The sequence below is a fragment of the Anabaena sp. PCC 7108 genome, from assembly GCF_000332135.1.
Lineage (GTDB): Bacteria > Cyanobacteriota > Cyanobacteriia > Cyanobacteriales > Nostocaceae > Anabaena.
This window is the reverse complement of record NZ_KB235895.1, coordinates 129,933-153,644: the sequence shown is the minus strand read 5'-3', so window position 1 is coordinate 153,644 and position 23,712 is coordinate 129,933. Positions and strand designations below refer to the sequence as shown.

Below are 23,712 nucleotides of genomic sequence, written 5' to 3'. Positions count from 1 at the left end.
CTAAACAGTGACTTCAATTAAGCAAACCAGCCCGTAAGGCGATGATAGCCGCTTGAGTGCGGTGACTGGCACAAAGTTTGTTTAAAACACCCCGCACATATACTTTTACACTTCCCAAGCTGATATAGAGTTTATCGGCAATCTCTTGATTGGTGAAGCCTTGAACAATTAACTCCAAAACTTCCATTTCCCGATTTGTGAGTGGATTTGCTTCTAGAATACTGGCTTGTTCTGGATCAATCGCCGAAATCGGCGCTGTTTGAACAATATTCAATTTCGCCGTAGCCACCGCCGATTGACGAATATGTTTGAGAACAATACGAGCGATCGCTGGGTCAATCCAAGAATAGCCATCATAAGTCATGTACAGTGCTTCTAACAGCAACTCAAACTTAATGGTTTTGACACAATAAGAATCTGCCCCAGCTGCAAACGCAGCTAAGACCATCTGTTCTTGAGCAAAAGAAGTGAGCATAATGATTTTCGTTTGCTCTGCGGCTTCTGGTGGCATAGATTGTCGAAACCGTTGCACCAGTGCTATCCCGTCAATATCCGGTAAACCAATATCAACAATAGCAATATCTGGCTTGGTATCGTGAAGTAATTCTAGACCAGCAGCAGCTGTCTCTGCATCTCCCACAACTTGAATATTTTTTTGCTCATTTAAATAACTGCGTATACCCACCCTAGTCAAATTGTGGTCTTCGATAATTGCCGCTCTAATGTTTTCCATGACGTACCTCAGCGACTAGCTAAATGTAATCTCTCTAATGTCGGAAATCATTGACTACAAACGTCTCACTCTATCGGTTGAATTTTGTCTGCATTTTTACCAAAATCTACCTATTGAGGTATGAAAATTTTTAAAGTTTAGTAAAAATCTATCTAAAGGTTAAGATACGTAGAAAAAAATAAATAGCAAACTTGATTTAAATAAATCTACTGGATGTGTATGACACCTTTCTCTTTGAATCAAACTTCAACAGAAAGTATCCTTTTGGTAGATGACTCAGCAAAAAATTTTTGCTTGCTAAAATCTACTCTCAAGCAACAAGGATACAGGGTAACAGTAACAGACAGTGATAGTGAAGCCTTAATTAAGATTGCCAAATCTCCCCCTGATTTAGTGCTATTAGATACCTTGATGCCAAATATTGATGGCTATGAAATCACTAAACAGATTAAGCAGAATTCCGATTTACCTTTCATACCCGTTTTGCTCGTTACCAATTGTGATGAGTTCTCTTTCATTCAAGGTTTACAGGCGGGTGCTGACGATTTTTTGATTAAGCCTGTAGAGCAAAAAGAATTGTTAGCACGAGTGCGCTCGCTCCTCCGGTTAAAACACAGTATCAATCAACGTGATCAAATTGCCTGCCAACGCCGCGAAGATTTTGTGATGAACATAACTCACGATTTACGCACTCCGTTGACCTCAGCAATTCAACTCCTGGGAATGATACAAAAAGGAAATTTTGGTCAACAATTGTCAGAAATCCAAGAATATCTGCAACAAATTACTGAAAGTAATCAAATGCTACTGTCAATGGTTGAAAATATGCTGGAGGTTTATCAGTATGAAGCAGGATGTAAGAATTTGTAATTTTTTCTCGTTGACTTGTGGGAGTTAAGTCAAAAAGTAGTTAGGGAACTAAAACCTTTAGCTGTTGTGAAAAATTTAACTCTCAACGCCAAATTAAACAACATACAACCATCTGCGGTAAAAGTGCGGGGCGATAGGATAGAACTACACCGACTACTAATTAACTTAGTTGGTAATGCCATTCGTTTCACTGATGCTGGGTCAGTAGAAATTCGTCTCAGTTCCACTTTTCAAGGAGTAACGATTGAAGTAGAGGATACAGGTATTGGCATAAGTCGGTCAGAAAAATCACTTTTATTTGAACGCTTTCGACAGGGTAAGCATCAGCGTCCGGGTAACGGTATAGGACTATATTTGTCCCGTCAAATTGTTGAAGCCCATCAAGGTAATATCTCCGTTTCATCGACTGTAGGGAAAGGCAGCATTTTCACAGTTCATTTGCCTATTTGATATCCTCCCTACCCTCCGCTTAAGCAAAAGAGGTTCTAGCAAAGTATAAAAAGCTTTTGACCTTGTAAATACCACCATAATAAGAGGGAAAATTTTTTAGTTCCTTCTTTTGGCAGTCGGCATTTTCATTTGACTGAGGCTTATTGGTAGTAAGACAAAAAGTATTGCTACAAATGTCTGACTTCCATTTCTTAACAGCAAAGAAACAGCAGATGCTGCTTAAGAGTTAGGAGGTAGGGTATTAATCACAGCCAAGGAGAATTTTGTCATGGCACAGATGCAGAAACAAGGGCGGCCAACAGATGCTAAGGCAGACGAATGGCAACAGGATTTAAATCCACAACTTGAGGCTGGGCAAAATCCTCATCTTCAGGGATTACATCCAGAAAAATCAGATCAGGGTTAGCGCATCTCAAAACCTATTGACAAGAGGATTCTACTCAAGGAGAAGAGTTTGGTAGAGATGCGGCTAACACAGAAACCATGTACAGATTATTCATAGCAGCTCGCCGTGACTTTTGTCGAATACTGCGACGAAAAGTAGGTTCTCGGTCTAAGGCATTGAGAGCAATGCGACGTAGTAAAGCAAAGTTTTGTGGGCTGTGCATAGAACGAATTCGAGATTCATCTTCATGGAAAGTGACATCCAATGTCCAATGAACAGAGTTTTCAATCCCCCAATGTTGTCGAATAGCACTCCCAATTTTGTTAGCATCACTCTTCAGACTAGTAATATAAAATTGCACTTCATGGGTAGTTTTATTCCAATGCTGAATCTTACGAACTACCATGACTACTGTTGTCAATTCTGCCCATTGGTTTTGTTCATAAAGTGCTGGTAATTGTAAAATTGGAACGGTATAAACTGTGCGATTTTCGATGCGATGATGTCCTTTTTCTACCCGTTGACTAATACTGACATCAACACCTTTAAAGTCTAGTAATTGTGCTGTTTCAAACCAATTTTTCACTTGTTGATGTAGGGTGGGATGATTATCTTTCAAGCTAATATAATCAGCATTTCCGGCTATGATTTGTTCAGCAATTGATTTCTGTGTACCCATTGCATCAATAGTGATAATGCAGCCGGATAAGTCTAGAGTTTCTAACAGTGCTGGAATTGCTGTGATTTCATTTGATTTACAATTGACCTTCATTTGTCCTAAAATCAACCTATTTTCACAAGCCCATGCACTCACTGTATGTAAGGCTTTTAGTTTCGATTCTCGATCATATGATCCTCGATGAGTTTTACCATCTATAGCGACTACTTCTACACCTAAGTTGTCAACTAGTGATTGCACCCACTTACGAAAACATTGCTCAAATTCTTTGGGGTTTATTCTCTCAAATACTCTTCTAAATGTATCTGCACTGGGTATTCCTTCTGGTAATTCTAAAAATGTCTCTAACCACTCTTTTTTACTGAGTCCATATTCCTCAATATCTTCCCAACCCTCTGCGCCTGCTATTACTGCCAACAAGGAAATGGTGATAATATCAGTGAGTAAATGCAGTCTAGTCCTTTCCACTCTAGGGTCTTTTACTTCTGTAAAGTGTCGCTGAAATTTACTGGCAATATCTTGACTGTCTAGACTGGGTAGAACAGACGTTTTGGCTTTCCGCTTCTTTTTCTCAAATCCTGTTGACATTACTCAGATTGGCAGATCTATGGGTTATACCTTAATCTAATTTGAGTTGTCTCACTTGAACATCCCCCATGTATCCGATGAATCCCCTTGTCCAGGGAGTTTGAGACGCGCTAACCCTGAAAATCAGATTTAAGTCTAAATGCTTTTGAAATCAAAGATTTACATACAAAGTTTCCACAGTATACAAGCGACGAACTTAGGCAAATTACACTTTTACCACCTGGAAGTCGTTTAGAACAGGGCGCAACTTATATAGATTTAAATGACCCAGAACGAAAAGAGTTTACCGCGATGGGTGGAATGGAAGTTGGGCCAGATAACTTGTATGTACCAAAAACAGAGGTAGGTTATCAACTTTGGAATCGGTTGACAGGAGTGAATAATCCTGAACGGTTGGGAGAAGACAGTGAATCTTAAGGGGCTTCTAACAAATAAATTGCCCCAAAAGATTTGTATATTTTTAGGGGTGCAAGACCTTCCGCCCCGGAGGTTGAATGTTTTTTAAATTGGAAGTCCCTAAAGTCTAATAAAAGCGAAAATTACATACAGCAACAATGAGCTTATTACTGGTAGACTTGGACGGCACAATCCGCAAACCACTGAGCGGACAGCAATACTTTCTACATCCTGAAGACCAAGAAATTATTGTAGGTGCTGATGTAGCTCTTAGTACCTATAAAGATGATTCGATTATTGTTGGCATCACCAATCAGGGCGGGGTTGCTGCCGGACACAAGTCTTTTCAAGAGTGTATTCAAGAACAGCAGTACACGCTTGAGCTATTTCCAGAATTAAGAGAAATCTATTTTTGCCCCGACTTTGAAGGGAGGAAGTGTTTTCGCATCACCCGGCATAATGTCCATAACCACAGTAAAACCAAATGGTCTGGACATTACCGCAAACCGGGAGCCGGAATGTTGCAGTTAGCGATGGTTCGGCACAAACAAATTCCAGAAAATACCTGCTATGTGGGTGATCGCTCTGAGGATGAAACAGCCGCTCGTCGTGCTGGAATACGGTTCCAATGGGCTGCAAATTGGCTAGAACAACATCAAGGGATTATTGCTCAAGTCGCAGATGTACAGTAACTCAAAGTCAAATATGGAATGGGAAGTCACAGATCCAAATGTCATTACTTGGACTTGTGTGCAAACATTTTCAGGTCTGACCGATAGCATAGAAACCAAAGATGCGGCTCAAGTCAAAGGAGAACCTGATAATTACTGGGTTGTTTGCACACCAAAAAGTGGCGCTCGGTCTGTGCGTTTAAAGCTACAGCGGTTTCCTCTGTTATGAGGTACAGTCCAATCTTCTTGCTATCTTACTTCTACTTTCTGCCTTAAAAGAAAGTGTACCTCATTACACCGGGAAGTGCTGTAAAAGAGGAATGGGAAAGTGTCTACTCGGATGAGGCATTGCTACAGGAAATAAAAGCACAACAGTAACTCTAGTAAAGTCTAGAAACAGAGGGATTTTAAAAGATTAGGAGCATTAAAAATGATTTACACAAATGAGTAACCAGAAAATATCAACCAGGGGCAACAAGATGATTATTTCCTCCAAGAAGACTTGACCATTGCTGGTAATCACCCCCAAAAAATTGCAGTTAGCAAGCCCTATTTAGACGAGTATATTAATCAAGACAACAAGACGATCATTTTGATGAGGGCATTGCTTCAAGCAAGCATTCTAATCAGTGAACATTCGATGACATCAAATCCTCCCCAATTACAAATTGGCACTAGTGGCTGGGTTTATAAGCACTGGATGGAAATTTTTTATCCAGTGAATTTACCAAAAAACCAGCAATTATCATTTTACTCTCAGCACTTCTCTACTGTAGAAATTAACTTTTCTTTCTACCGCTTGCCAGAATTGGCTGTGTTTGAAAATTGGCGATTACAAACACCAGAAAAATTCATTTTTGCTGTTAAAGGTAGCCGCTATCTCACCCACATGAAGAAGTTAAAAGACCCAGATGAGCCAGTATCTCGCCTGATGGAGCGAGCCTACGGTTTGCAAGAAAAACTAGGGCCAATTTTATTTCAATTTCCGCATCAATGGCACATTAATCTAGAGCGCCTGCAACCTTTTTTAGAATTACTCCAAATCCACCCGCAGCAAAGATATGTATTGGAATTTCGCCACCCAAGCTGGCTAATTCCCGAAGTTTACAAACTACTTGAAAGTGCCGGTGTAGCCCTCTGCTTACCAGTCAGCCCAACAGTACCTTTAGACATTTGCCTCACTGCGCCTTGGACTTATATTCGGATGCACAGTGGTAAATGGGGAACTGGCTATGGTGAGGAAGAATTACTTACTTGGAGTGAACGTATTCGTTCATTTATAACACAGGGTTGTGATGTATATGTATATTTTAATAACGATGCCGAAGCATATGCAATTCGTGATGCTCGCAGTTTAAAGAGTTTAGTTTACAGCAATTAGAGCATAAAACTTACTACTGTTATCATAAGTACTTGTGCAACATAAATTGCTCCCGTTAGGCAAGGGAACAGGCAACAGTGAAGAAATACAGTGAGTTCTGTTTTTTTTAATGGGTAAAGATTTTTTCGTAGCTACTTATCTGTTAGGGCTGGGAACTCTTGACAGAGAAGAGGGAATGGGAAAAAGCTTATTATACAGCACTTCCCGGTGTAATGAGGTACACTTTCTTTTAAGGCAGAAAGTAGAAGTAAGATAGCAAGAAGATTGGACTGTACCTTATAACAGAGGAAACCGCTGTAAGTAATTACCCGGTCATGATATAATACTCTGAACCCCACTGAATAAAAGCACATGGATTTGGTGGTCAAATCAAATTAATAAAGAAAGATGACTCAGTAAGGTTATGAACTTGTCAAATCCTGTACTTAGACAATTAAGTCAAGATCAATCCACACTCTTCTTCAGCAACAGCCAGTAACTTTTCTTGCAGTGGTGTCAAAAACGGTTGATATCGCTTACCTAAACCAGTCAGTAACCAACCCACAGCATCATCAAGATTCCCGACTTGATGCAACCTGACAAGACGCTGACACAATTGCTGCATATATTCACACTCAGTCTCATCATAATCCAATGACTTGAGGTTTTCTATCTTCACCAAATACTCTCCTTCCCAAGTGGTAATTGTGCAACTATAATTACCCACATGAGTAATAATTCCCCAACAACCGTTTTTGCCTTTGATTTCTGGAATATCTTTAGGTAAAATTTGACACACTTGTCCTAAATAGTAGGGGTTGGGTAAGTTCGTTTTCTCGCGTAATTTGTCCACAATACTTTTAACAATCCGTCCTGATGGTACTTTACCACCTGCCGCCTCTACTGCCTCCTGCCAACAGCTAACTTGTTCCTCTGCTTCCAGTTTTGTCAGTGGTCGCACCTGTCCTTCAGCGGTTGGCAAAATGTCCACAAATTGTGGACATTCTTCCAGGTTGTCCACAACATCGGCCGCGTCGATGAGTTGGTAGGAACGGGAACGGTTATAGCTAAACCTGTCTTTGCAGTATTCCTCAAAAGTTTGATGGGAGTTGCGATATAGCTTTCTGTCTCTCAATTCTCTCAAGGCTTTCCCAGCTGCGGAGAACGCCCTCTCTACTTGACGCTCTAAACGGAAGCGATCGCGCTCTTCTTCCTCAGTTAATTCTTTAGTGGTAAGAATTTCAACTGCGCTCTTTGAGATAATGGTTTTGTCCGTAGTATCTGGTAACAAGTTAAGCAAAAGTTAAAATTACTAAACTATATACTATAATAAACTAACAGTTGGCAGTTTATGACGGGAGGTTTACTGCAAAGTTAGCAATGAAAGTCAGGAAGATTACAGACATTGAAATTCCCAACTTAGGTCTAAAAATCAGAGAAGTCAGAGAAGCAGACAAGCGTTCTTTGGCTGAAATCTGCCGTCAAATTCCTATGACCACGATGAACTGGTACAAAATAGAAGCCGAAGAAACAAAAGCTTTACCAATAGAAACTCTTAGGCGCATTGAATTCGTATTGGGCGTAAATTTTGGGATCAAATTTGATGAATAGTCCAGAATTAATAAATCCTCATGCTCTACCCCATCTTCCGCTGGTAAATCGCAACAACCTACCAGAAATATCAGCTATTTATTTTGTCATTGATCAGCAAGGTACTATCCGATATATTGGACGTACTAACAATCTAAGAAACAGATGGAAACAGCATCATAGATTGAGTCAGTTAGATAAACATCACAATATTAAAATAGCTTGGTTAAACATCAGTGATTGCTCGTTACTGGCAGAAATTGAAAAAGCATTGATTGAATGGTTTCAACCTTCACTTAATCGAACCACTGTTGAAGGAAAAGACACTGACGGGCTAGGAAGAGGTAGACCTGGTGGTAATCCCGATTTTGGAACCAAGTATCGCTTTGATTATGGCAGAGATGAGCCACTTTCAGAACAAGTGAAAGTATTGATGCATCCACAGATGAAGCAGCAACTTAAAAATATCGCTGATCTAGAAAAATGCACAGTACCTGATTTGATTCGTGAAGCCATCGAGCAATATTTAGTTGCTAAACAAACAACTCAGATAAGTTAAGGCATCATGTAAAAATAAGTTGTACAAATTTAATCTGGAACAAGTTGTGAGCTTAACTTCTCTATCAAAAGTGTTCAAGTTATTATTGCAAGGCTCCTCATAGAATTATTGGTTCTTCCGCTACTTTATGCTGCGTCATTAAAATCACAGGTTTATAGGGACTCAAAACCTTAAAACCCAAACCTCATAAAGATTACAGCCTATAACATTGGTTTATTTATTATTCGATTCTATAAAAGCAACGCCAGAGCTACAAAAATTTTTTACCACAGCATTTTATGGATTTATTTGACCAAAATTTGATTCAACTAACAGAAACGGAAGCACCACTAGCAGCACGGATGCGTCCCCGAACTCTGGATGAATTTATTGGTCAAGACCATATCATCGGACAGGGACGACTCCTGCAACGTGCCATTAGTTTAGATCAATTATCATCACTAATTTTTTACGGGCCACCAGGAACTGGTAAAACTACTCTTGCCCGTGTAATTGCCAACACTACCCGCGCTCATTTCATTGCTATCAATGCCGTATTGTCTGGTGTTAAAGAAATTCGCGCTGCCATTGAAACAGCCCAAGCACAACGCAAGTACCACCACCAAAAAACGATTCTTTTTGTAGATGAAGTCCACCGTTTCAATAAATCCCAACAAGATGCCCTACTACCTTGGGTAGAAAATGGTACAGTCATCTTGATTGGAGCAACTACAGAAAATCCTTACTTTGAAGTCAATAAAGCACTCATTAGTCGTTCACGTATTTTTCAACTCAAGCCACTTAACGAGCAAGATTTATATCGGGTAGTTGAACAAACATTAACTGATAAACAGCGTGGTTATGGCAACTTAGCAATAACCATAGACCCTGATGCTTTGGCTCATCTTATTAATGTTGCTAACGGTGATGCTCGTTCATTATTAAATGCTTTGGAATTGGCAGTAGGAACAACACCCTTAACTGCTGAGGATTCACCGTTCACTGTTAAAAGCCAACCGTTAACAGCTACCAGTCAACAGTCAACATCAGCTAATACCACAGGCGTTATTCATATCACATTAGCAGTTGCAGAAGAATCCATTCAACAGCGAGCCGTTTTATACGATAAAGAAGGCGATGTTCACTTTGATACTATCAGTGCCTTCATTAAAAGTTTGCGTGGTTCTGACCCAGATGCAGCACTATATTGGCTGGCAAAAATGGTTTATGCTGGAGAAGATCCACGCTTTATCTTCCGGCGAATGTTAATTTTAGCCAGCGAAGATGTGGGACTAGCTGACCCCCAGGCTGTGGTAGTTGTCAATGCCTGTGCAGAAGCTTTTGACCGTGTAGGAATGCCAGAAGGACGTTATCATTTAGCCCAAGCAGCCCTTTATTTGGCAACTGCACCTAAGTCCAACAGTATCATGGGATTCTTCGATGCTTTAGCAGCAGTTGAGCAGGAACGAGAAGCAGAAGTTCCCACCCACCTCAAAGATGCCAATCGTGATCAAAAAGGTTTTGGGCATGGAGCAGGTTATCTCTATCCTCATGCTTACCGTGACCACTGGGTGGCACAACAATATCTACCAGCTAGCCTGCAAGGACAGGTATTTTACCAACCCTCAACCCAAGGTTTTGAGGGGGAAATTAATACACAGGTAGCACGTCGTCGTGAAGCTCAACTTGCTGCTATGATGTCCGGCTTAGGTACTGAACCACTAGAAGTCCTAACTTACGGCAATACTGATGCAGCTTCAGAACGTTGGTTGCAACGCACACTTTCGCAAATAGGTACACAGTTAGCAGCGGTACGCGATCGCATTTTCACCATCGCTCAATTACAGCGTCATCATGTCGTTTTAGATATCAATGCAGGTACTGGTTTACTGACCTGGGAAGCAGTCCGCCATGTCCCAGAAGGTGGAGTGTATGCTTGTGTTCGCAGTGAAAGCGATGTCCAAGCTTTACTGGAACAGGCTGCGACGCTGGACGAATTAAGGCAACCAATGGTGATAACTGCAAAGATAACTGACTTACCTGCTGTATTAGCCTCCCAAGTACCAAGTGTGCAATTTGACTGTATCATCGGTCGGAATGCGCTATTAAATGAGCCTGATAAAATGGCGGCTGCCCAAGTTTTAGCTCAAATCCTACCCCAGTCAGGAAGACTTGTACTGGCAGAAACTGTGCCACGGCATACACAAAGACTTTATCGTTTGCTGGAACAGCAAAAGCTTGGTGCTAAGTTGTACGATGGACTACGCCCCAACCTAGGCGAACGCCTAGTAACGGCTGAAGAAGCTATTTATACTCATTCCTCAGACCCAATGCTGAATTGGGATGTAGAGGATTTGCGAAAGGCTTTTGAAGTAGCTGGTTTGAAAGTGGCAGCGGTTCTGGAGCAAAGTTCCACCCCAATGCACATTACACCAGCCTTTCTCAATCGTTTGTTTGCTACCAATGCAAAACGACCAAGTTATTTAGACCGTTTAGCTCTGACTCTAAAACCACAGGAATTAAAAGCTATAAAGGAGATTTTCACGCAGTATTTGCTTAACCAAACAGTGAACTGGGAAACTAGTATTATATTTGTACAGGCTTGGCGCAAGTCTGTACAAAATTAACCTAAAAAATTACAGTCAATCTGTCAATATGCTCAAGTTTTTCAGGCTGATTTGTAATAATTTAATCCTAATACATACATTTAGTTCGTTGGCTGTACGGACGTGCCTGGGTTGGTTCGGAAAGTCCAAGTGTTTTATTTGACTTGGTGACAGCAAGGTTGGTTGAACATAAAATTCTTTTACCTGGAGTTACAGTTCTGGAGCGTCTGGTTGCCAGTGTACGGGAACGAACGGCTAAAAGGCTGTGGCGAATTTTATCCAAATTTCCTTCTTCAGCACAGCAGGAAAAGCTTGAAGCCTTACTAGTACCTGATGAGAAAACTTGGTACACGCCATTAGATCAGTTACGGCGAGCGCCAACTCGTCACAGCAGTCCCGCCTTGATTAATGCTTTAAATCGTCTAGTAAAATTGCGTTCCCTGGGTATCAACACTTTAAATTTCTCTGGTATCCCAGCCAGCAGATTAAAAGCTCTTGCCCGCCATGCAGCAACAATTCGAGTTCAGGCGATTGGTCGATGCTCAAACTCAGATTCCATTGGCGCAGACTTGGGGTGGAGGAGAAGTCGCTTCGGCAGATGGGTTGCGTTTTGTAGTGCCTGTGCAGACGCTGAATTCAGGACCCAATAGCAAATATTTTGGTCGGGGTCGGGGTATTACTTACTACAACTTTACTTCAGACCAGTTTACAGGTTTTCACGGTTTGGTGGTTCCTGGAACGCTCCGCGACTCTCTGGTTGTGTTGGTTGGGCTTTTGGAGCAACAGACTTCTCTTCGTCCCAAAGAACTTATGACTGACACAAGCGGTTATAGTGATGTGATATTTGGTCTTTTCTGGCTACTGGGCTACCAGTTTAGCCCTCGACTGGCTGATGTGGGGGAAGCTCGCTTTTGGCGTTTGGACTCGGAAGCAGATTATGGCGTTCTTAATGGAATAGCACGGCAGCGGATCAATACTTCTTTTATTGAGAATTATTGGGATGATATGTTGCGAGTTGCAGGTTCTTTGAAGTTGGGAACGGTGAGTGCAATAGATATTATCCGAACTTTATACCGAGGTGATAAACCTTCTGTTCTGGGTCGGGCGATTGGGGAATTGGGGCGTATAGCCAAAACTTTGTACCTATTGAACTATATTGATGATGAGGCTTACCGTCGTCGCATTTTGACTCAGCTAAATCGGGGTGAAGGACGGCATGGGCTGGCCAGAGTTATATTTCATGGTCAAAAGGGAGAGTTGCGCCAACGTTACCGGGAGGGACAAGAAGACCAACTTTCGGCTTTGGGCTTGGTCGTCAATGCTTTAGTACTATGGAATACATATTATATGGATGCTGCACTGACTTCTATTGGCTCCCAACAGAGCATAAATCAAGAAGATGTAGCGCGGCTATCACCTTTGGGACATTCTCACATCAATATGTTGGGACGTTATCATTTCTCTTTGCCTGTTGCTGTTATGCAGGGGGAAATGCGATCGCTGCGTGATCCAAACGACCCACTAGAACAGGATGATTAGAATGCCTATGTAATAACCGTTTCAGCCTTAGCGTAACTTTCTGTACCGTTACTCATTTCACCCCTATTTTTAATTTTAGGGAAAAACCGTGAATCCTTCTCCCCTGCACCTGAAGCACCTCAGCTCAACGGCAGTTGCTTCTGGGGGAAACCACGGCAGTCCGCACCCTGCGGGAAGCCGCTGAGTGCTACGCACCGCTACGCGAACGCTTCTACAAGTCGGGAAACCCGCCCACGCGGCTGCCTCCCCTGCTTGCCTCAATGTGCAACTTAAATATTTAATAGCTTACCAGTGTCCATACATCATTTATTGGCAATTTACAGAAATTATTTAGCCATACCAAAAATTATGCACATAGTGATTTTGTGGAGATAAAAAATCATGAAACAGATCAGAACTATTCTTGCTAGAAAATTACTTTTTAGCATGGTTTTAGTAGGAATTTCAGCTTGCAACTTAGCAACAACTGAGTCCGCAAACACTAATAATCAACAAACACAAACAGCCCAACAAGTAAGCCAACAAACTGCTACTAACAATCAAGCCTGTACTTTAGTAGAAAATGGCTTCGGTTCCCAAGGGCAGGTAAAACTGCGGGTAGAAGAAGTAGTAACAGGTCTAGAAGTTCCTTGGGGAATAGCTTTTCTGCCAAATAGAGATATGTTAATTACCGAACGACCGGGACGAGTCCGCCTCGTGCGGAATGGTAAACTTATTCCCAAACCAGTCGCTACTATCAATGTCACAGAAAGCGGTGAAGATGGTTTATTGGGTATTGCCACTCATCCTAACTTTGTTAAAAACCGATTTTTTTACATTTACTACACTGCTGATAAAAATGGATCACAGGTTAATCGTGTTGAACGATGGCGACTGTCTGAGAATGGACTTACTGCTTCCCCTGATAAAGTAATTGTTGATAATATTCCCGTAGCACAATTTCATAACGGTGGTCGCATTCGCTTTGGACCAGATGGAATGCTTTACATTGGCACAGGTGATGCCAGAGAACCGCAAAGTTCCCAGGATGTTAATAGCCTTGCTGGTAAAATCCTGCGTGTGACACCTGACGGACAAGTACCGCAAGACAATCCGTTTGCTAAAAATCCTGTCTATATAACTGGGATTCGCAACACTCAAGGGTTTGATTGGCTGGATAAATCGACACTATGGGTGACAGATCACGGACCTAGTGGGGATTTGGGAAGAAGGGGTCACGATGAACTCAGTTTAGCAAAAGCAGGAGACAATCTGGGCTGGCCTACTATCTACCGTTGTGAATCAAAGAAAGGAATGGTTACTCCGTCAATTGTTTGGCGTGAAGCTTTACCTCCTGGTGGGGCAGCAATTTATACTGGCAATTCTATTCCTGAGTGGAAAGGGAGCTTAATAATTGCCAGTCTCCGTTCCCAACACTTGCAGCGCGTTGTTTTCAACCCCCAATCTCCCCAAAAAATTGAGCGTCATGAGGTGTATTTGCAAGGTCAATATGGACGACTGCGAGAAGCAATTATGGGGACAGATGGTGAATTATATGTCACCACCAGTAACTGTGATGGACGCGGAAATTGTCCTCCACAGCGGGATAAAATTCTCCGCATTACTCGTTAAGTTCATGCGATCGCCTAGAAGGGTAGCTGTAGCGAACTGCAAACATAAACACATCTGGGGAAACAGCACTTACCGTCCCTTGGAGAATGCCATAATCTGGATAAGGACAAGCAAAAACCCGGATCTGCACATTTTGGTTTGTTTCCAACTTGCCGATATCAGCAGAAGCGACAAAAGCTTTTACGATTAAGGGCGCATCCTTGGGAGCAATTTGGGCAATTTCATCACCGGGACGAACGACTTGCTTAATATTACGGAGATTGAGTTTTTGAAGGATACCAGAAACAGAGGCACGAATGACTGTATTTTTCAGTTCGGTGGCAATTTGTAGGAGTTCGAGGCGATCGCTACTCAGTCGAGTCTCGACTTCTGTTCGCCGCTGGACTAATTCTTCCTTTTCTTGGTTTAATCGGGCAAGAGTTGCTTTCCCACCGGCGCTGGCTTGGGCAATTTTTTCCTGTGCCATTGTTACGGCTGCATTGCTAGGATTAATTGCTGCTTGCACTCTTTGGAGTTTCGCTTCCGCAGTTTTCAGGGCTGCTTCCCGTTCTTTTAGTTGCAGTTGTGCGATCGCCCCTGTGTTGGCTAGTTGTTGATATCTAGCAAGTTCTTCTGTTGCTAACTCTAAGGCGGCTTGAGCCTCTCTTACTTCCGCAACTGTGGTAATTTTTCTATCTTCATACTGTCGTTGATTTAATTTCAGTTCTGCTTGGGCTGAGACGATCGCACTTTGTTGTTGATGATGTTTCGACACGGTTTAAGAGCGAGTGAAGCGGGCAGCTTGAAGTGGGATGCGGTGATGTTGGCGGAAAATGCGGTGTGGATTAACCGCTTGAAGGGGAGTGAGGCAGGATTTCATCCCTTGGGGGCGGATGAGCGAACGGCGTTGCTAAGGGGAGCAATCTCTCAACTCTGGGAATATTGGTAGTAAGCCGAGATCCCTCAAAGCGTGGGCTAGAGAGGGATTTTGGGTATTGGGTTTTTTGACTGCTAGGTTAAATTATTTGCTTTCTCAACTGCTTCCTTTAACTCTTCAAAGGTAATACTACCGTCTTCGTCTGAATCATACCGTGCTAGTAACTCCTGGGGGCTACTGGTATTTGTTTCTGATGAGATGATTGCACTTAAGCCAGGACTTAAAAAAAGCTCATTAATGGACACTTTGCCGTCTAGATCGCGATCTAAGGTATTAAAAAGAGATTGAAGCTCTTGCTCGGTTGTCATAAGTTTCTATCTGAAGAATCGTTTTTCAACTTAATATCTCATTAATCTCTCAAAATTAAATAAACTTGTATCCTTAGACGTAGAAACGGGTATCGCTGGGGCTTAGATCAGGTGTACGCTGTGATACAGGGTCTACAGTTGGGACAATGAAAATCAATCGGCACGGTCGAGCGAGCCAAAGTTCTCACTCAATACCAGATACAGCTAATTTTCAGTCATCCTTTTTTATGAAATTAAACCTAACTCGCCGATCGCACCCTACACACTGTAACTGTTGCTTTCCTGGAATATTGTCTTCTGTTATTGTATAAAAGTGCATATCTATCAATTTGTAAATACACTAGTTTGCAGATATGGCAACATTTAAAAATAACCATCAATCCAAGTTTTTGAATTTTTTTTTAGTGCTAGATCCTTTCTCTAGGCTAATTTTTTTAGGACTTGGTTTTACTAGTATTGGTACGTTTGTCATCATTGTTTGGAATATTTTTAATTATCTGACACCACCTCAATTGACTATAGCTGCTGGAGATAAAACCGGAGAAAGTTATATTATCAGTGAAGCTATAAAAAAGGTAATTGAACGTAGAACTAATATCAAAATGGAAATAGAAGAAACTAGAGGGACAACACAAAATCTAGAAATGTTATCAGTAGGAAAAGCTCAGTTAGCAATGGCTCAGGTGGATGTTGCTGCTGAGGAAATTGGTACTTTAAATTCTCAGTCTAAAGCTAATGCGAGAACAGTAGCTTTATTGTATAAAGATACTTTTCAGTTAGTTGTGAAAAATCCTCAGATTAATCAATTTGTGCAACTTAAAGGGAAAACTATTGCTTTAGCCGCTAATGGTGGACAATATCAGTCTTTTTTGACCGTAGCAAAGCATTTTGGTTTGAGTGAAAAAGACTTTAAAATTACAGGTGTAGATAGTAGTGGTAAACCTATTCCTGGTTATAATGATCAGATAGCGGATCAAGATTTTCGTGAAAATAAAGCCGATGCTGTGTTTCGTGTCCGTGCTGTAGGTAATAAATCTATTGCTAATCTTGTCAATAATTATCAGGGGAGATTAATATCAATTCCCCAAGCCGAGGCGATGAAAATTAAGCAACCTGCCTTTGAAGCTGCGATAATTCCTCAGGGTGCATATAGAGGTAATTACCCTGTTCCTAATACTAATTTACCTACAGTAGCAGTATCAAGATTACTATTAACAAGTAATCAAGTAGATGCTAATGTGATTAGAAAATTTATTCAGGCTATCTATGAAAATCGCCAAGAAATAGCTAATGAAATTCCTCTAAATTATGCTGAAGTTAAACCTTTAATTTCTAGTATTAATCGCCCTAGAGAAAATAGTGGTGTTGATATTTTTTTACATCCTGGTGCTTTGGCTTTCTATGAAAGAAATAAACCATCTTTTATTCAAGAATACGCCGATTATATTGGTTTATTATTAACAGTGTTTTTACTGATAGTACAATGGATTCATCAACTCAAGTTATGGATTGAACAGAGTAAAAAAGATGAAGCTGATGAATATCTTAAATCAGCTATCAGCTTAATGAAAGAAGGTCAATACCAGCTTGAAGAAAGACAAAAAATGCTTGATAAAACCTTTAATGAAGCTGCTAAAGCTCTGGTTGCTGAAAATATTTCTCAAGAGTCATTTCGTACATTTAACGAAGCCTATAAAAATACTAGGGAAGCGATAGAAAGAGATAAACAAATTGCTCAACAAACTATTGAAAAAACACAAAGAGAGAATGCGGCTAAATATATTAAAATAGTGGTTAAATTACTGCAATATCGTCAACAAAATCAAAATGTACTGATTCAACAAAAGTTAGATCAAATTCTCGAACAAGTAGTGAGTGATTTGGTATTAGAAAATATTTCTCAAGAATCATTCCGAACTTTTATTGAGGCATATAAAGCTACAAGGGATTCTATTGAACGTAAGAACCCATCATTGAACTAAGATTTTTTAGGGGGCGACAAAGAAGTTAAAGTAGTTGCTGTATAAGCATCATAGCCGAATGGCACTAAGATAAGCCGCAAGCAAGTTGAGTAATGGGTTTGAAGGATGGAGAGATAAACTTGAAAAGGTGGAGGGAGAAAATTTAGATAATTCGTGGAATAGGATGTTGCATAGGTTTTGTTTATTGTCCACAATTTGTGGACATTTTTGTGAAAACTAGCACCTAACCCGGTTGTGAAAGATTAAGAACTTCGATTTTTGTCCACAATTTGTGGACATTTTTTTAACTAATTTCAGCAGAAGTCCCACATCTCACTTTTAGGAGTGTGGGATGAATGCGAGTGAGTTGACGACAGTCCTCTGACCAATGCCGTAGGCGAGAGAGGAAGACATGGAGGAAACGAACAAATTCTTACGTTGATTCTGTAGGCGATTCCTGCGCTTCAATATATTTTTTAAGAGTAGAAACCGTAACACCGCCACAACTAGCAACAAAATAAGAACCACTCCAAAATACGTCTTTCCGGTAAAATTTTTCAAGATGTTCTGCAAATTCTTTGCGGAGTTTTCTAGATGATACAGACTTTAGATTATTGACTAACTTGCTAAGTTCAACGTCTGGATGATACTGAAAGAGTAGGTGTACGTGATCCTCCTCACCATTAAACTCTACTAGTTTACAATCCCACTTTTCTAGCAATTCTTCCATTACAGTATTTAGTCTGTTCAGCATATTTGACATTAAAACTGTATCTGTAACCAAAAAAGCAGACGGATACTATGTAACTTTGAGCTTAGAAGATAAAACAGTTCCAGTTGTTAGTCATGATTTTGATGTTAATAATATTGTTGGAATTGATGTAGGATTGATTGACTTTATTGTTACTTCTGACGACGAAAGAATTCCTGCACCAAAATTTTTACGTAAAGCTGAACGTAAATTAAAATCGGCACAGCGCAGAGTATCAAGACGTAAAAAGGGTTCTAATCGTCGCAAAAAAGCTATTCAGAAGTTGGGAAAACAGCATAAGAAAGTCGCTGATACTCGGAAAGACTTTCATTTTAAAACCGCTAATAACTTACTCAAAAAGTATGATGTTGTCGCAGTAGAAAAATTGAATATCAAAGGTCTAGCTAAGTCACGATTGGCTAAAAGTATTAATGACGCAGGTTGGGGGCAGTTTATTTCAATCCTCTTGAACAAAGCCGAAAATGCTGGTTTGAAGGTAATTGCTGTAAATCCTAACGGCACTAGTCAAGAATGCTCTAATTGTGGCACTAAGGTAATAAAGGTGCTATCAGAAAGAACACACAATTGCCCTGATTGTAAGGTCAGCTTGTGTAGGGATCTGAACGCCTCTCTAAATATAAAGAATCGTGGGACGCACGATCTTAAAGCTCAGATTATGTCTTCGTTGAAGAGTCTCTGAGAAGCCTACACCGACCTGTACTCAGGCGGTGTAGGTACGTCACGAAAGAGTAGGTATCTTTATGTAGGGCTTGCTTAATAAAGCTAAAACTTAGATATAGCCGTTCCTATGCTCGTGAGGTACAAAGTTTTTTCGTTTTAGGGAACAGGGAACAGTGAATAAATTGGTGTGTACTTCATTAGACTGGGAAACGCTATATATCAAAAGTTTGAAGGTGAAAAAGGTGAATCAGGTGCAAGGAATAAGCGTTGAAACTTTTCATTTACCTATCACTTGACCAGATTGAAGACGATTCTTCTCTTCTTCTAATTCTGACTCCTGAATTCTGACTCCTAGCCCATGACTTACGTCACGCTGCGCGAACACAGATAACTTTTATGCCTAACGGCACGCTACGCGGTAAGCGGAGCTATGGCCGCAGGGCTTTACAGCAAACCCTATGTAGTATTTGTCCACACTTGCTGCACCAAAAACAGTTTATGCTGCTAAAACTAAAGTAAACTTTGATTTTTTGTTTTCACCCGTTGATAAAGTTCCTCCATTGTTTCAATAAAAGAATTATCTTTATGCCAAAAAGCCGGAAAATCGCCCTGTTTCTTGACAAGAATTGCCGAAACACCACTAGAACTTGGTACTTCTATAGTTTGGGGTAAACGCTTAGTTCCTAACCAAAATTCCCGCACACTTGGCTTTTCATCAACAGATTGTTTTTCCAACTTAGTATAAAACGAAGTAGAAGATTCTAAACTAACTTCTTGAGTATTCAATTCCTGTGAAAGTGCTTTACCTAAATTAGATTTAGCCAGTTTAGATTGAAGTTCCTCCTTTGATAACCCCCGCAATTCAAATAACAGAAATGGATTATTATCCAATTGGGACGCAACTAAATAATAAACCCCAGCAATATGTTTACAGGGATTAGCATAATCTGGACAAGAACATTTGGTTTGAAAGTCCTTACTACTATGGGGTAATAAATTTAATCCCAATTGCTTAAAAGTATCTTCAATATTCTCTGGGACTTCATTTAGTAGCAACCTAGAAACAATACTAGCTTTAGATGATAGCTTGTCAATAACTTCATTCCAACTGCTTTTAGGAATAGATTTAATTTCAATATAAATATTGTAAGTTGGTTCTTTATACACACCAAAGTAAGGATTAACTGAACCTTTGACTCTAGCAGTAATATGATTTTGTTCTATTTCAAAATTCAGAACTTTACCACTACTTGCATAGGAACGTCCTCGTTGCAAGCGACCATCATCAGTAAAATTTTCTAATGCTTTAATAAACCTATCACCCCACCATGTTCTACTAAATTTAACCATAATATTTTACTCCAAAATTGCACTTTTATTTAAAGCAATTAATTGTTTGAAAGCATCATTATCTAACTCAGTTAACCAAGATTCATCATTTCCTACCACAGCATTAGCAAGTTTTTTCTTATCTTCTATCATTTGGTCAATTTTCTCTTCTAAAGTACCAATAGCCACAAATTTATGGACAAACACATTCTTTTGTTGTCCAATCCGAAAAGCTCTATCTGTGGCTTGATTTTCCACCGCAGGATTCCACCATCTATCAAAATGAAAAACGTGATTAGCTTTAGTTAAAGTAATCCCTACACCACCTGCTTTCAATGATAAGATAAACACCGAAGCTTCTGTATCTGGTTCTTGAAATTCTGTAATCATCTTTTCTCGACGTGGACGACTTGTGCCACCATGCAAATAGTAAGTATTGCAACGTAAATTGTGTTTAATGTATTTTTCTACTTGTTCGCATACCTCCGTAAATTGACTAAATATCAATAAACTTTCCCCTTCAGAAACAGCCTCATCTACCATTTCTACTAAGCGGCTAAGTTTGTGAGAACGTTCTGTTGAAAATTCGCTATTATCCTGTAAAAACTGAGCAGGATGGTTACAAATTTGTTTCAACTTCATCAAAGTAGAGAGAATCAAACCTTTGCGTTGAATTCCCTCCACTGTTTGTAACTTCTCTTCTACATCTTTAACAACTACTTCATATAATGAAGCTTGTTCTTTAGTCAAATTGGTGTAGAGTTTTTGTTCAACTTTATCAGGTAAATCATTAATAATAGATTTGTCTGTTTTAACCCGACGTAAAATCAAAGGTTCAACTAATTTCTTCAGCGTACTTGATTTTATTCTGTCGTTATCTTTTTGAATGGGAATCTCAAAAGATTTACGAAATTGTGCTTCTTTACCCAAGTATCCAGGATTGAGAAAGTTAAAAATTGACCATAAATCTAACAAACGGTTTTCCACCGGAGTTCCTGTTAAAGCCAGTCGGTGTTTAGCTGAAAGTTTAAGAATAGCTTTGGTTTGTGCAGCTTTAGGATTTTTAATATTTTGCGCTTCATCTAAAACAATTCTTTGCCACTTAATACCATGTAAAAGCTTTTCATCTTTGCGAGCTAAGGTAAAAGAGGTAATGACGACATCATGCTGTTGACAAGCTGTTTTGAATTCAGGAGTAGTTTGGATGCGATCGCTTCCATGATGTATCATACTTTGCAGATGCGGAGCAAATTTAGCAATTTCCTTCTGCCAGTTACCAACCACAGAAGTAGGTGCAATTAACAGAGTTGGTGGCACATTAGATAATCTTGTTTGTCCGTCCCCCCTGTCGCTTTTCTCTCCCTTATTTCCCTTATTTCCCTTATTTTCCTTATTTTCACCATCTCCCTCATCTTCCCACCTTCCTATCTCTTCCTCAGAGGAAAACAATTCTCGCTCCTGGACAAGTCTAGCAATCACTTGTACCGACTTACCTAAACCCATATCGTCCGCTAAACAGCCATTTAAACCCAAACGTTCCAAATATTCTAACCAAGCCACACCACGCTTTTGATATTCGCGCAGATTACCTTGCAGATTTAACTGGTCAGAAATTGGCTCTAAACTACTTTTATCTTGTAGTTTCGCCATCATATCTGACAAAACTTCATCATGTTCAATATCCCAATCTTCCCCAGATTCAGCATTACGTTGGAGAAATTCCAGCACAGACATCTCTGGTTTTTCATCACCATGAGATTGCCAAAATTCTAGTAATTGTTGCATTTTATCCCGGTCTAATTCCATCCACTGACCGCGAAAATGTACTAAAGGAGCTTTAGCATTAATTAATTGCTCCCATTCTTGCTTAGTAACAGCTTGTTCACCAATTGCTAATTCATATTCATACTGCACCAAAGAATTCAAACCAAAATAGCTTTTGTTTTCTCCCTTAGTTGCAGAACGACTTTTACCGGAAGCTTTGAGTCGTAGTTTAGCACGACGACGACCAGCAGGGGTATACCAAGCCGGAACAGTAACTTTAAAACCTGCATCTTCTAACACCCAAGCACTTTCTTGAAGGAATGAAAATGCCTCTTCTAACGTTAGTTGCATTCCCACGGGAGTATCTGTTTCTAATCCTTGCCATAACTGCGGATACATTCGTGCTGCATATCCTAAATTTAATAGCAAATTAGTTTCAAAGTTTTCACCATATTGCTTATGTAAAGCTGTTTTAGCTTTTTGACTCATTGGCCAATAATCTGCCAAATCCAACTTCAGAGAAGGGTCTTGTTTACTAGATACCAAAAACTGCATTTCCCAGTTATCTATTTGTTCAGCAGCAGGTGAATTTAATTGAAAACACAGATAAAAAGGTAATTCTGATTGGGAGCGAGTAATTTTACTTTTCCATGTTTGCCATTGTTTGTATTCTTCTAAAGTTATATTTGCTGTGCGGGGATTATGTTGTTGAGAAAAACAATAGTAAACTAAGGAATCTGTAATTTGTTTATCAAAGGCAGCAGTAGAGGGAGTGTGATTAACTATATTATGGAGGATAGATTCAGAAAAGTGACGTAATAGGGTTTCTTCATCAAAAAACTCAATATTTTCATTTTTTACGTTTGAACCTGCCACACAAATCAAGGGCATATATTCAATATATTTTTGAATATTGGCTTCATACTGCTCAGAAATAATTGACCAACCAGCATAGATTTCAAATGCAGGTGGAATTGGTTTTTTAGTTTTACCTTTGGGTGGAGGAGTTTCTAATTGGCGATATTTAAGGGCTGGGATATATTGGTCTTTGAGAATTATTTGTTTAAATGATTGCGTATAGTGATACCAAAATAATAAATCATAACCGAGTTGAATTTCACTCAGGTTATTAATTGCTAAAAAATGAATATCATTGAGTAGTCTAATAATATTAATTGCAGGTGTATTGTTTTTAACAGAAGTTAAGGTTTGGTAACAATCTACTTGCCAATATTGAAATTCTGTATATTCTTCTGGGATTTCTATTTCTAGATATTTAATTAATTCTGGTGAAGGCAGGGGTTGATTATCGGCAGTTGGTAAAGCAAAATATTTAGGAGATATGCGTTGGCTTAATTGGGGTGCTGGTTCTTTAATTCCCAATTCCTGGACTAAGAAGTTGATTAATTCACCCTTAGCTAGATGTCCAGGATGAATCTGTTGTTTATGATTGCGGCTGCTTTTTGGTACAGGCGTTTCTATCCACAGATAAAATGATCCTGACTGAATAAAGTCAGTTTCTGTGTGAGGTATCCAGGTGCCATGAAGGATTTTCATAGTTGTAATCTATCTGGATTGTTTGGTGATTATAGCGATTTATAGCTTTTATATCAATTATCTCTGTAGATAAACTTTAATGTTTAGCATACATCAATTTGAGCAGAGTTTAAAACCTTCAGGAGGTTTCTGTGATGAAAAACGATGATATGGATGTTTTGGAAAAATTAGTCGATAAATTGACATTAGCCGCTATCCTAGAAATGTTAGAACGAATCTGCCACAAAAAAGCGGAAAATCTCCGAAATAATTGGAAAGATGAGATTACAGCCAAGTTTTGGGAGAAAGCTGCTAGACAAATTGAAAATATTAACGTTGATGTCTGAAATACATCCGGGGATAAGGGAGCAGGGGAATTCCAAACTCCCCGGAGAAAACTAATTAAAATAAAATTTCATCTCAAAAATTAAATGCAAAGGTATTGGTATT

At 39.8% G+C, this 23,712-nt stretch carries 22 protein-coding genes and 2 pseudogenes; 16 read left to right on the top strand and 8 right to left on the bottom strand.

Going from position 1 to position 23,712, the window contains the following annotated elements:
* Positions 1 to 13 precede the first annotated feature (13 nt).
* On the bottom strand, positions 14 to 733 hold the full coding sequence (locus tag ANA7108_RS0100660) for a response regulator transcription factor (protein ID WP_016948823.1): 720 nt from the start codon (positions 731 to 733) through the stop codon (positions 14 to 16).
* A gap of 219 nt (positions 734 to 952) precedes the next feature.
* Between ANA7108_RS0100660 and ANA7108_RS31295 the strand changes: the two genes are divergently transcribed.
* From ANA7108_RS31295 to ANA7108_RS30000, 3 genes are all read left to right on the top strand, one after another.
* On the top strand, positions 953 to 1,603 hold the full coding sequence (locus tag ANA7108_RS31295; protein ID WP_016948822.1) for a response regulator: 651 nt from the start codon (positions 953 to 955) through the stop codon (positions 1,601 to 1,603).
* 66 nt (positions 1,604 to 1,669) lie between these two features.
* Positions 1,670 to 2,053, top strand: coding sequence for a sensor histidine kinase (locus ANA7108_RS31290; protein ID WP_369750688.1), 384 nt, complete (start codon positions 1,670 to 1,672; stop codon positions 2,051 to 2,053).
* Between the two features lie 268 nt (positions 2,054 to 2,321).
* Positions 2,322 to 2,459 (top strand): hypothetical protein, encoded by a 138-nt coding sequence (locus tag ANA7108_RS30000; RefSeq protein WP_016948820.1) that lies wholly within the window; start codon positions 2,322 to 2,324, stop codon positions 2,457 to 2,459.
* A gap of 34 nt (positions 2,460 to 2,493) precedes the next feature.
* Here ANA7108_RS30000 and ANA7108_RS0100645 read toward each other — a convergent pair whose 3' ends face one another.
* Positions 2,494 to 3,705: an ISAs1 family transposase gene (locus ANA7108_RS0100645; protein ID WP_016948819.1), complete on the bottom strand. Its 1,212-nt coding sequence runs from the start codon at positions 3,703 to 3,705 to the stop codon at positions 2,494 to 2,496.
* A 554-nt stretch (positions 3,706 to 4,259) separates the two neighbouring features.
* Between ANA7108_RS0100645 and ANA7108_RS0100635 the strand changes: the two genes are divergently transcribed.
* From ANA7108_RS0100635 to ANA7108_RS0100625, 3 genes are all read left to right on the top strand, one after another.
* On the top strand, positions 4,260 to 4,793 hold the full coding sequence (locus ANA7108_RS0100635; protein ID WP_016948817.1) for an HAD hydrolase-like protein: 534 nt from the start codon (positions 4,260 to 4,262) through the stop codon (positions 4,791 to 4,793).
* The gene (locus tag ANA7108_RS26560; protein WP_237741467.1) at positions 4,783 to 5,001 is read left to right on the top strand and encodes a hypothetical protein; all 219 of its coding nucleotides are present in this window, start codon (positions 4,783 to 4,785) and stop codon (positions 4,999 to 5,001) included. The genes ANA7108_RS0100635 and ANA7108_RS26560 overlap by 11 nt, the downstream gene beginning before the upstream one ends.
* A gap of 411 nt (positions 5,002 to 5,412) precedes the next feature.
* Positions 5,413 to 6,153, top strand: coding sequence for a DUF72 domain-containing protein (locus ANA7108_RS0100625; protein ID WP_026103908.1), 741 nt, complete (start codon positions 5,413 to 5,415; stop codon positions 6,151 to 6,153).
* Between the two features lie 433 nt (positions 6,154 to 6,586).
* Here the strand turns inward: ANA7108_RS0100625 and ANA7108_RS0100620 are convergent, their stop codons facing one another.
* The gene (locus ANA7108_RS0100620; protein ID WP_144052329.1) at positions 6,587 to 7,432 is read right to left on the bottom strand and encodes a hypothetical protein; all 846 of its coding nucleotides are present in this window, start codon (positions 7,430 to 7,432) and stop codon (positions 6,587 to 6,589) included.
* Positions 7,433 to 7,512: 80 nt separating this feature from the next.
* Here ANA7108_RS0100620 and ANA7108_RS0100615 point away from each other — a divergent pair, with 80 nt between their 5' ends.
* From ANA7108_RS0100615 to ANA7108_RS0100595, 6 genes and pseudogenes are all read left to right on the top strand, one after another.
* Positions 7,513 to 7,743, top strand: coding sequence for a hypothetical protein (locus ANA7108_RS0100615; protein WP_016948813.1), 231 nt, complete (start codon positions 7,513 to 7,515; stop codon positions 7,741 to 7,743).
* On the top strand, positions 7,736 to 8,281 hold the full coding sequence (locus tag ANA7108_RS28390) for a GIY-YIG nuclease family protein (protein WP_016948812.1): 546 nt from the start codon (positions 7,736 to 7,738) through the stop codon (positions 8,279 to 8,281). Before ANA7108_RS0100615 ends, ANA7108_RS28390 begins: the two co-directional genes overlap by 8 nt.
* Before the next feature lie 278 nt (positions 8,282 to 8,559).
* Positions 8,560 to 10,887 carry an AAA family ATPase gene (locus ANA7108_RS0100605; RefSeq protein ID WP_016948811.1) on the top strand — a complete coding sequence of 776 codons (2,328 nt, stop codon included), beginning with the start codon at positions 8,560 to 8,562 and terminating at the stop codon, positions 10,885 to 10,887.
* 74 nt (positions 10,888 to 10,961) lie between these two features.
* The gene (locus ANA7108_RS31285; protein WP_369750690.1) at positions 10,962 to 11,516 is read left to right on the top strand and encodes a DUF4158 domain-containing protein; all 555 of its coding nucleotides are present in this window, start codon (positions 10,962 to 10,964) and stop codon (positions 11,514 to 11,516) included.
* Positions 11,398 to 12,405, top strand: a pseudogene (locus tag ANA7108_RS0100600) (transposase); the annotation flags it as partial. The gene ANA7108_RS31285 and the pseudogene ANA7108_RS0100600, both read left to right, overlap by 119 nt.
* A gap of 381 nt (positions 12,406 to 12,786) precedes the next feature.
* A complete protein-coding gene (locus ANA7108_RS0100595; RefSeq protein WP_016948809.1) occupies positions 12,787 to 14,016 on the top strand; it encodes a sorbosone dehydrogenase family protein in 1,230 nt (409 codons plus the stop codon).
* Here ANA7108_RS0100595 and ANA7108_RS26545 read toward each other — a convergent pair.
* Positions 14,006 to 14,770 (bottom strand): HlyD family efflux transporter periplasmic adaptor subunit, encoded by a 765-nt coding sequence (locus ANA7108_RS26545; RefSeq protein WP_016948808.1) that lies wholly within the window; start codon positions 14,768 to 14,770, stop codon positions 14,006 to 14,008. The two genes, ANA7108_RS0100595 and ANA7108_RS26545, sit on opposite strands and share 11 nt — an antisense overlap.
* Between ANA7108_RS26545 and ANA7108_RS26540 the strand changes: the two genes are divergently transcribed.
* Complete coding sequence (locus tag ANA7108_RS26540) at positions 14,756 to 14,944, top strand: tyrosine-type recombinase/integrase (RefSeq protein WP_084776854.1); 189 nt, start codon at positions 14,756 to 14,758, stop codon at positions 14,942 to 14,944. The two genes, ANA7108_RS26545 and ANA7108_RS26540, sit on opposite strands and share 15 nt — an antisense overlap.
* A 62-nt stretch (positions 14,945 to 15,006) precedes the next feature.
* Here the strand turns inward: ANA7108_RS26540 and ANA7108_RS0100580 are convergent, their stop codons facing one another.
* Complete coding sequence (locus ANA7108_RS0100580; protein ID WP_016948806.1) at positions 15,007 to 15,240, bottom strand: EF-hand domain-containing protein; 234 nt, start codon at positions 15,238 to 15,240, stop codon at positions 15,007 to 15,009.
* 353 nt (positions 15,241 to 15,593) lie between these two features.
* Here ANA7108_RS0100580 and ANA7108_RS0100575 point away from each other — a divergent pair, with 353 nt between their 5' ends.
* Positions 15,594 to 17,222: a TAXI family TRAP transporter solute-binding subunit gene (locus tag ANA7108_RS0100575; protein WP_016948805.1), complete on the top strand. Its 1,629-nt coding sequence runs from the start codon at positions 15,594 to 15,596 to the stop codon at positions 17,220 to 17,222.
* Positions 17,223 to 17,634: 412 nt separating this feature from the next.
* Here the strand turns inward: ANA7108_RS0100575 and tnpA are convergent.
* A pseudogene (gene tnpA / locus ANA7108_RS26535) lies at positions 17,635 to 17,970 on the bottom strand (IS200/IS605 family transposase); the annotation flags it as partial.
* On the opposite strand from tnpA, the gene ANA7108_RS26530 reads away from it, so the two are divergent.
* A complete protein-coding gene (locus tag ANA7108_RS26530; protein WP_369750689.1) occupies positions 17,930 to 18,652 on the top strand; it encodes an RNA-guided endonuclease InsQ/TnpB family protein in 723 nt (240 codons plus the stop codon). The pseudogene tnpA and the gene ANA7108_RS26530 overlap by 41 nt on opposite strands.
* Positions 18,653 to 19,143: 491 nt before the next feature.
* Here the strand turns inward: ANA7108_RS26530 and ANA7108_RS0100560 are convergent, their stop codons facing one another.
* Entirely contained in the window at positions 19,144 to 19,983 is an 840-nt protein-coding gene (locus ANA7108_RS0100560) for an SWIM zinc finger family protein (protein WP_016948802.1), read from the bottom strand.
* Between the two features lie 6 nt (positions 19,984 to 19,989).
* The gene (locus tag ANA7108_RS0100555) at positions 19,990 to 23,283 is read right to left on the bottom strand and encodes a DEAD/DEAH box helicase (RefSeq protein WP_016948801.1); all 3,294 of its coding nucleotides are present in this window, start codon (positions 23,281 to 23,283) and stop codon (positions 19,990 to 19,992) included.
* 134 nt (positions 23,284 to 23,417) lie between these two features.
* Between ANA7108_RS0100555 and ANA7108_RS0100550 the strand changes: the two genes are divergently transcribed.
* Positions 23,418 to 23,609, top strand: coding sequence for a hypothetical protein (locus ANA7108_RS0100550; RefSeq protein WP_016948800.1), 192 nt, complete (start codon positions 23,418 to 23,420; stop codon positions 23,607 to 23,609).
* Positions 23,610 to 23,712: the final 103 nt, after the last annotated feature.

Bases quoted from the DNA above. Each gene is read 5' to 3' on its own strand.
- ANA7108_RS0100660 (WP_016948823.1), bottom strand. From the start codon at position 733: ATGGAAAACATTAGAGCGGCAATTATCGAAGACCACAATTTGACTAGG.
- ANA7108_RS31295 (WP_016948822.1), top strand. From the start codon at position 953: ATGACACCTTTCTCTTTGAATCAAACTTCAACAGAAAGTATCCTTTTG.
- ANA7108_RS30000 (WP_016948820.1), top strand. From the start codon at position 2,322: ATGGCACAGATGCAGAAACAAGGGCGGCCAACAGATGCTAAGGCAGAC.
- ANA7108_RS0100645 (WP_016948819.1), bottom strand. From the start codon at position 3,705: ATGTCAACAGGATTTGAGAAAAAGAAGCGGAAAGCCAAAACGTCTGTT.
- ANA7108_RS0100635 (WP_016948817.1), top strand. From the start codon at position 4,260: ATGAGCTTATTACTGGTAGACTTGGACGGCACAATCCGCAAACCACTG.
- ANA7108_RS26560 (WP_237741467.1), top strand. From the start codon at position 4,783: ATGTACAGTAACTCAAAGTCAAATATGGAATGGGAAGTCACAGATCCA.
- ANA7108_RS0100625 (WP_026103908.1), top strand. From the start codon at position 5,413: ATGACATCAAATCCTCCCCAATTACAAATTGGCACTAGTGGCTGGGTT.
- ANA7108_RS0100615 (WP_016948813.1), top strand. From the start codon at position 7,513: ATGAAAGTCAGGAAGATTACAGACATTGAAATTCCCAACTTAGGTCTA.
- ANA7108_RS28390 (WP_016948812.1), top strand. From the start codon at position 7,736: ATGAATAGTCCAGAATTAATAAATCCTCATGCTCTACCCCATCTTCCG.
- ANA7108_RS0100605 (WP_016948811.1), top strand. From the start codon at position 8,560: ATGGATTTATTTGACCAAAATTTGATTCAACTAACAGAAACGGAAGCA.
- ANA7108_RS0100595 (WP_016948809.1), top strand. From the start codon at position 12,787: ATGAAACAGATCAGAACTATTCTTGCTAGAAAATTACTTTTTAGCATG.
- ANA7108_RS26540 (WP_084776854.1), top strand. From the start codon at position 14,756: ATGATGTTTCGACACGGTTTAAGAGCGAGTGAAGCGGGCAGCTTGAAG.
- ANA7108_RS0100580 (WP_016948806.1), bottom strand. From the start codon at position 15,240: ATGACAACCGAGCAAGAGCTTCAATCTCTTTTTAATACCTTAGATCGC.
- ANA7108_RS0100575 (WP_016948805.1), top strand. From the start codon at position 15,594: ATGGCAACATTTAAAAATAACCATCAATCCAAGTTTTTGAATTTTTTT.
- ANA7108_RS0100560 (WP_016948802.1), bottom strand. From the start codon at position 19,983: ATGGTTAAATTTAGTAGAACATGGTGGGGTGATAGGTTTATTAAAGCA.
- ANA7108_RS0100555 (WP_016948801.1), bottom strand. From the start codon at position 23,283: ATGAAAATCCTTCATGGCACCTGGATACCTCACACAGAAACTGACTTT.
- ANA7108_RS0100550 (WP_016948800.1), top strand. From the start codon at position 23,418: ATGAAAAACGATGATATGGATGTTTTGGAAAAATTAGTCGATAAATTG.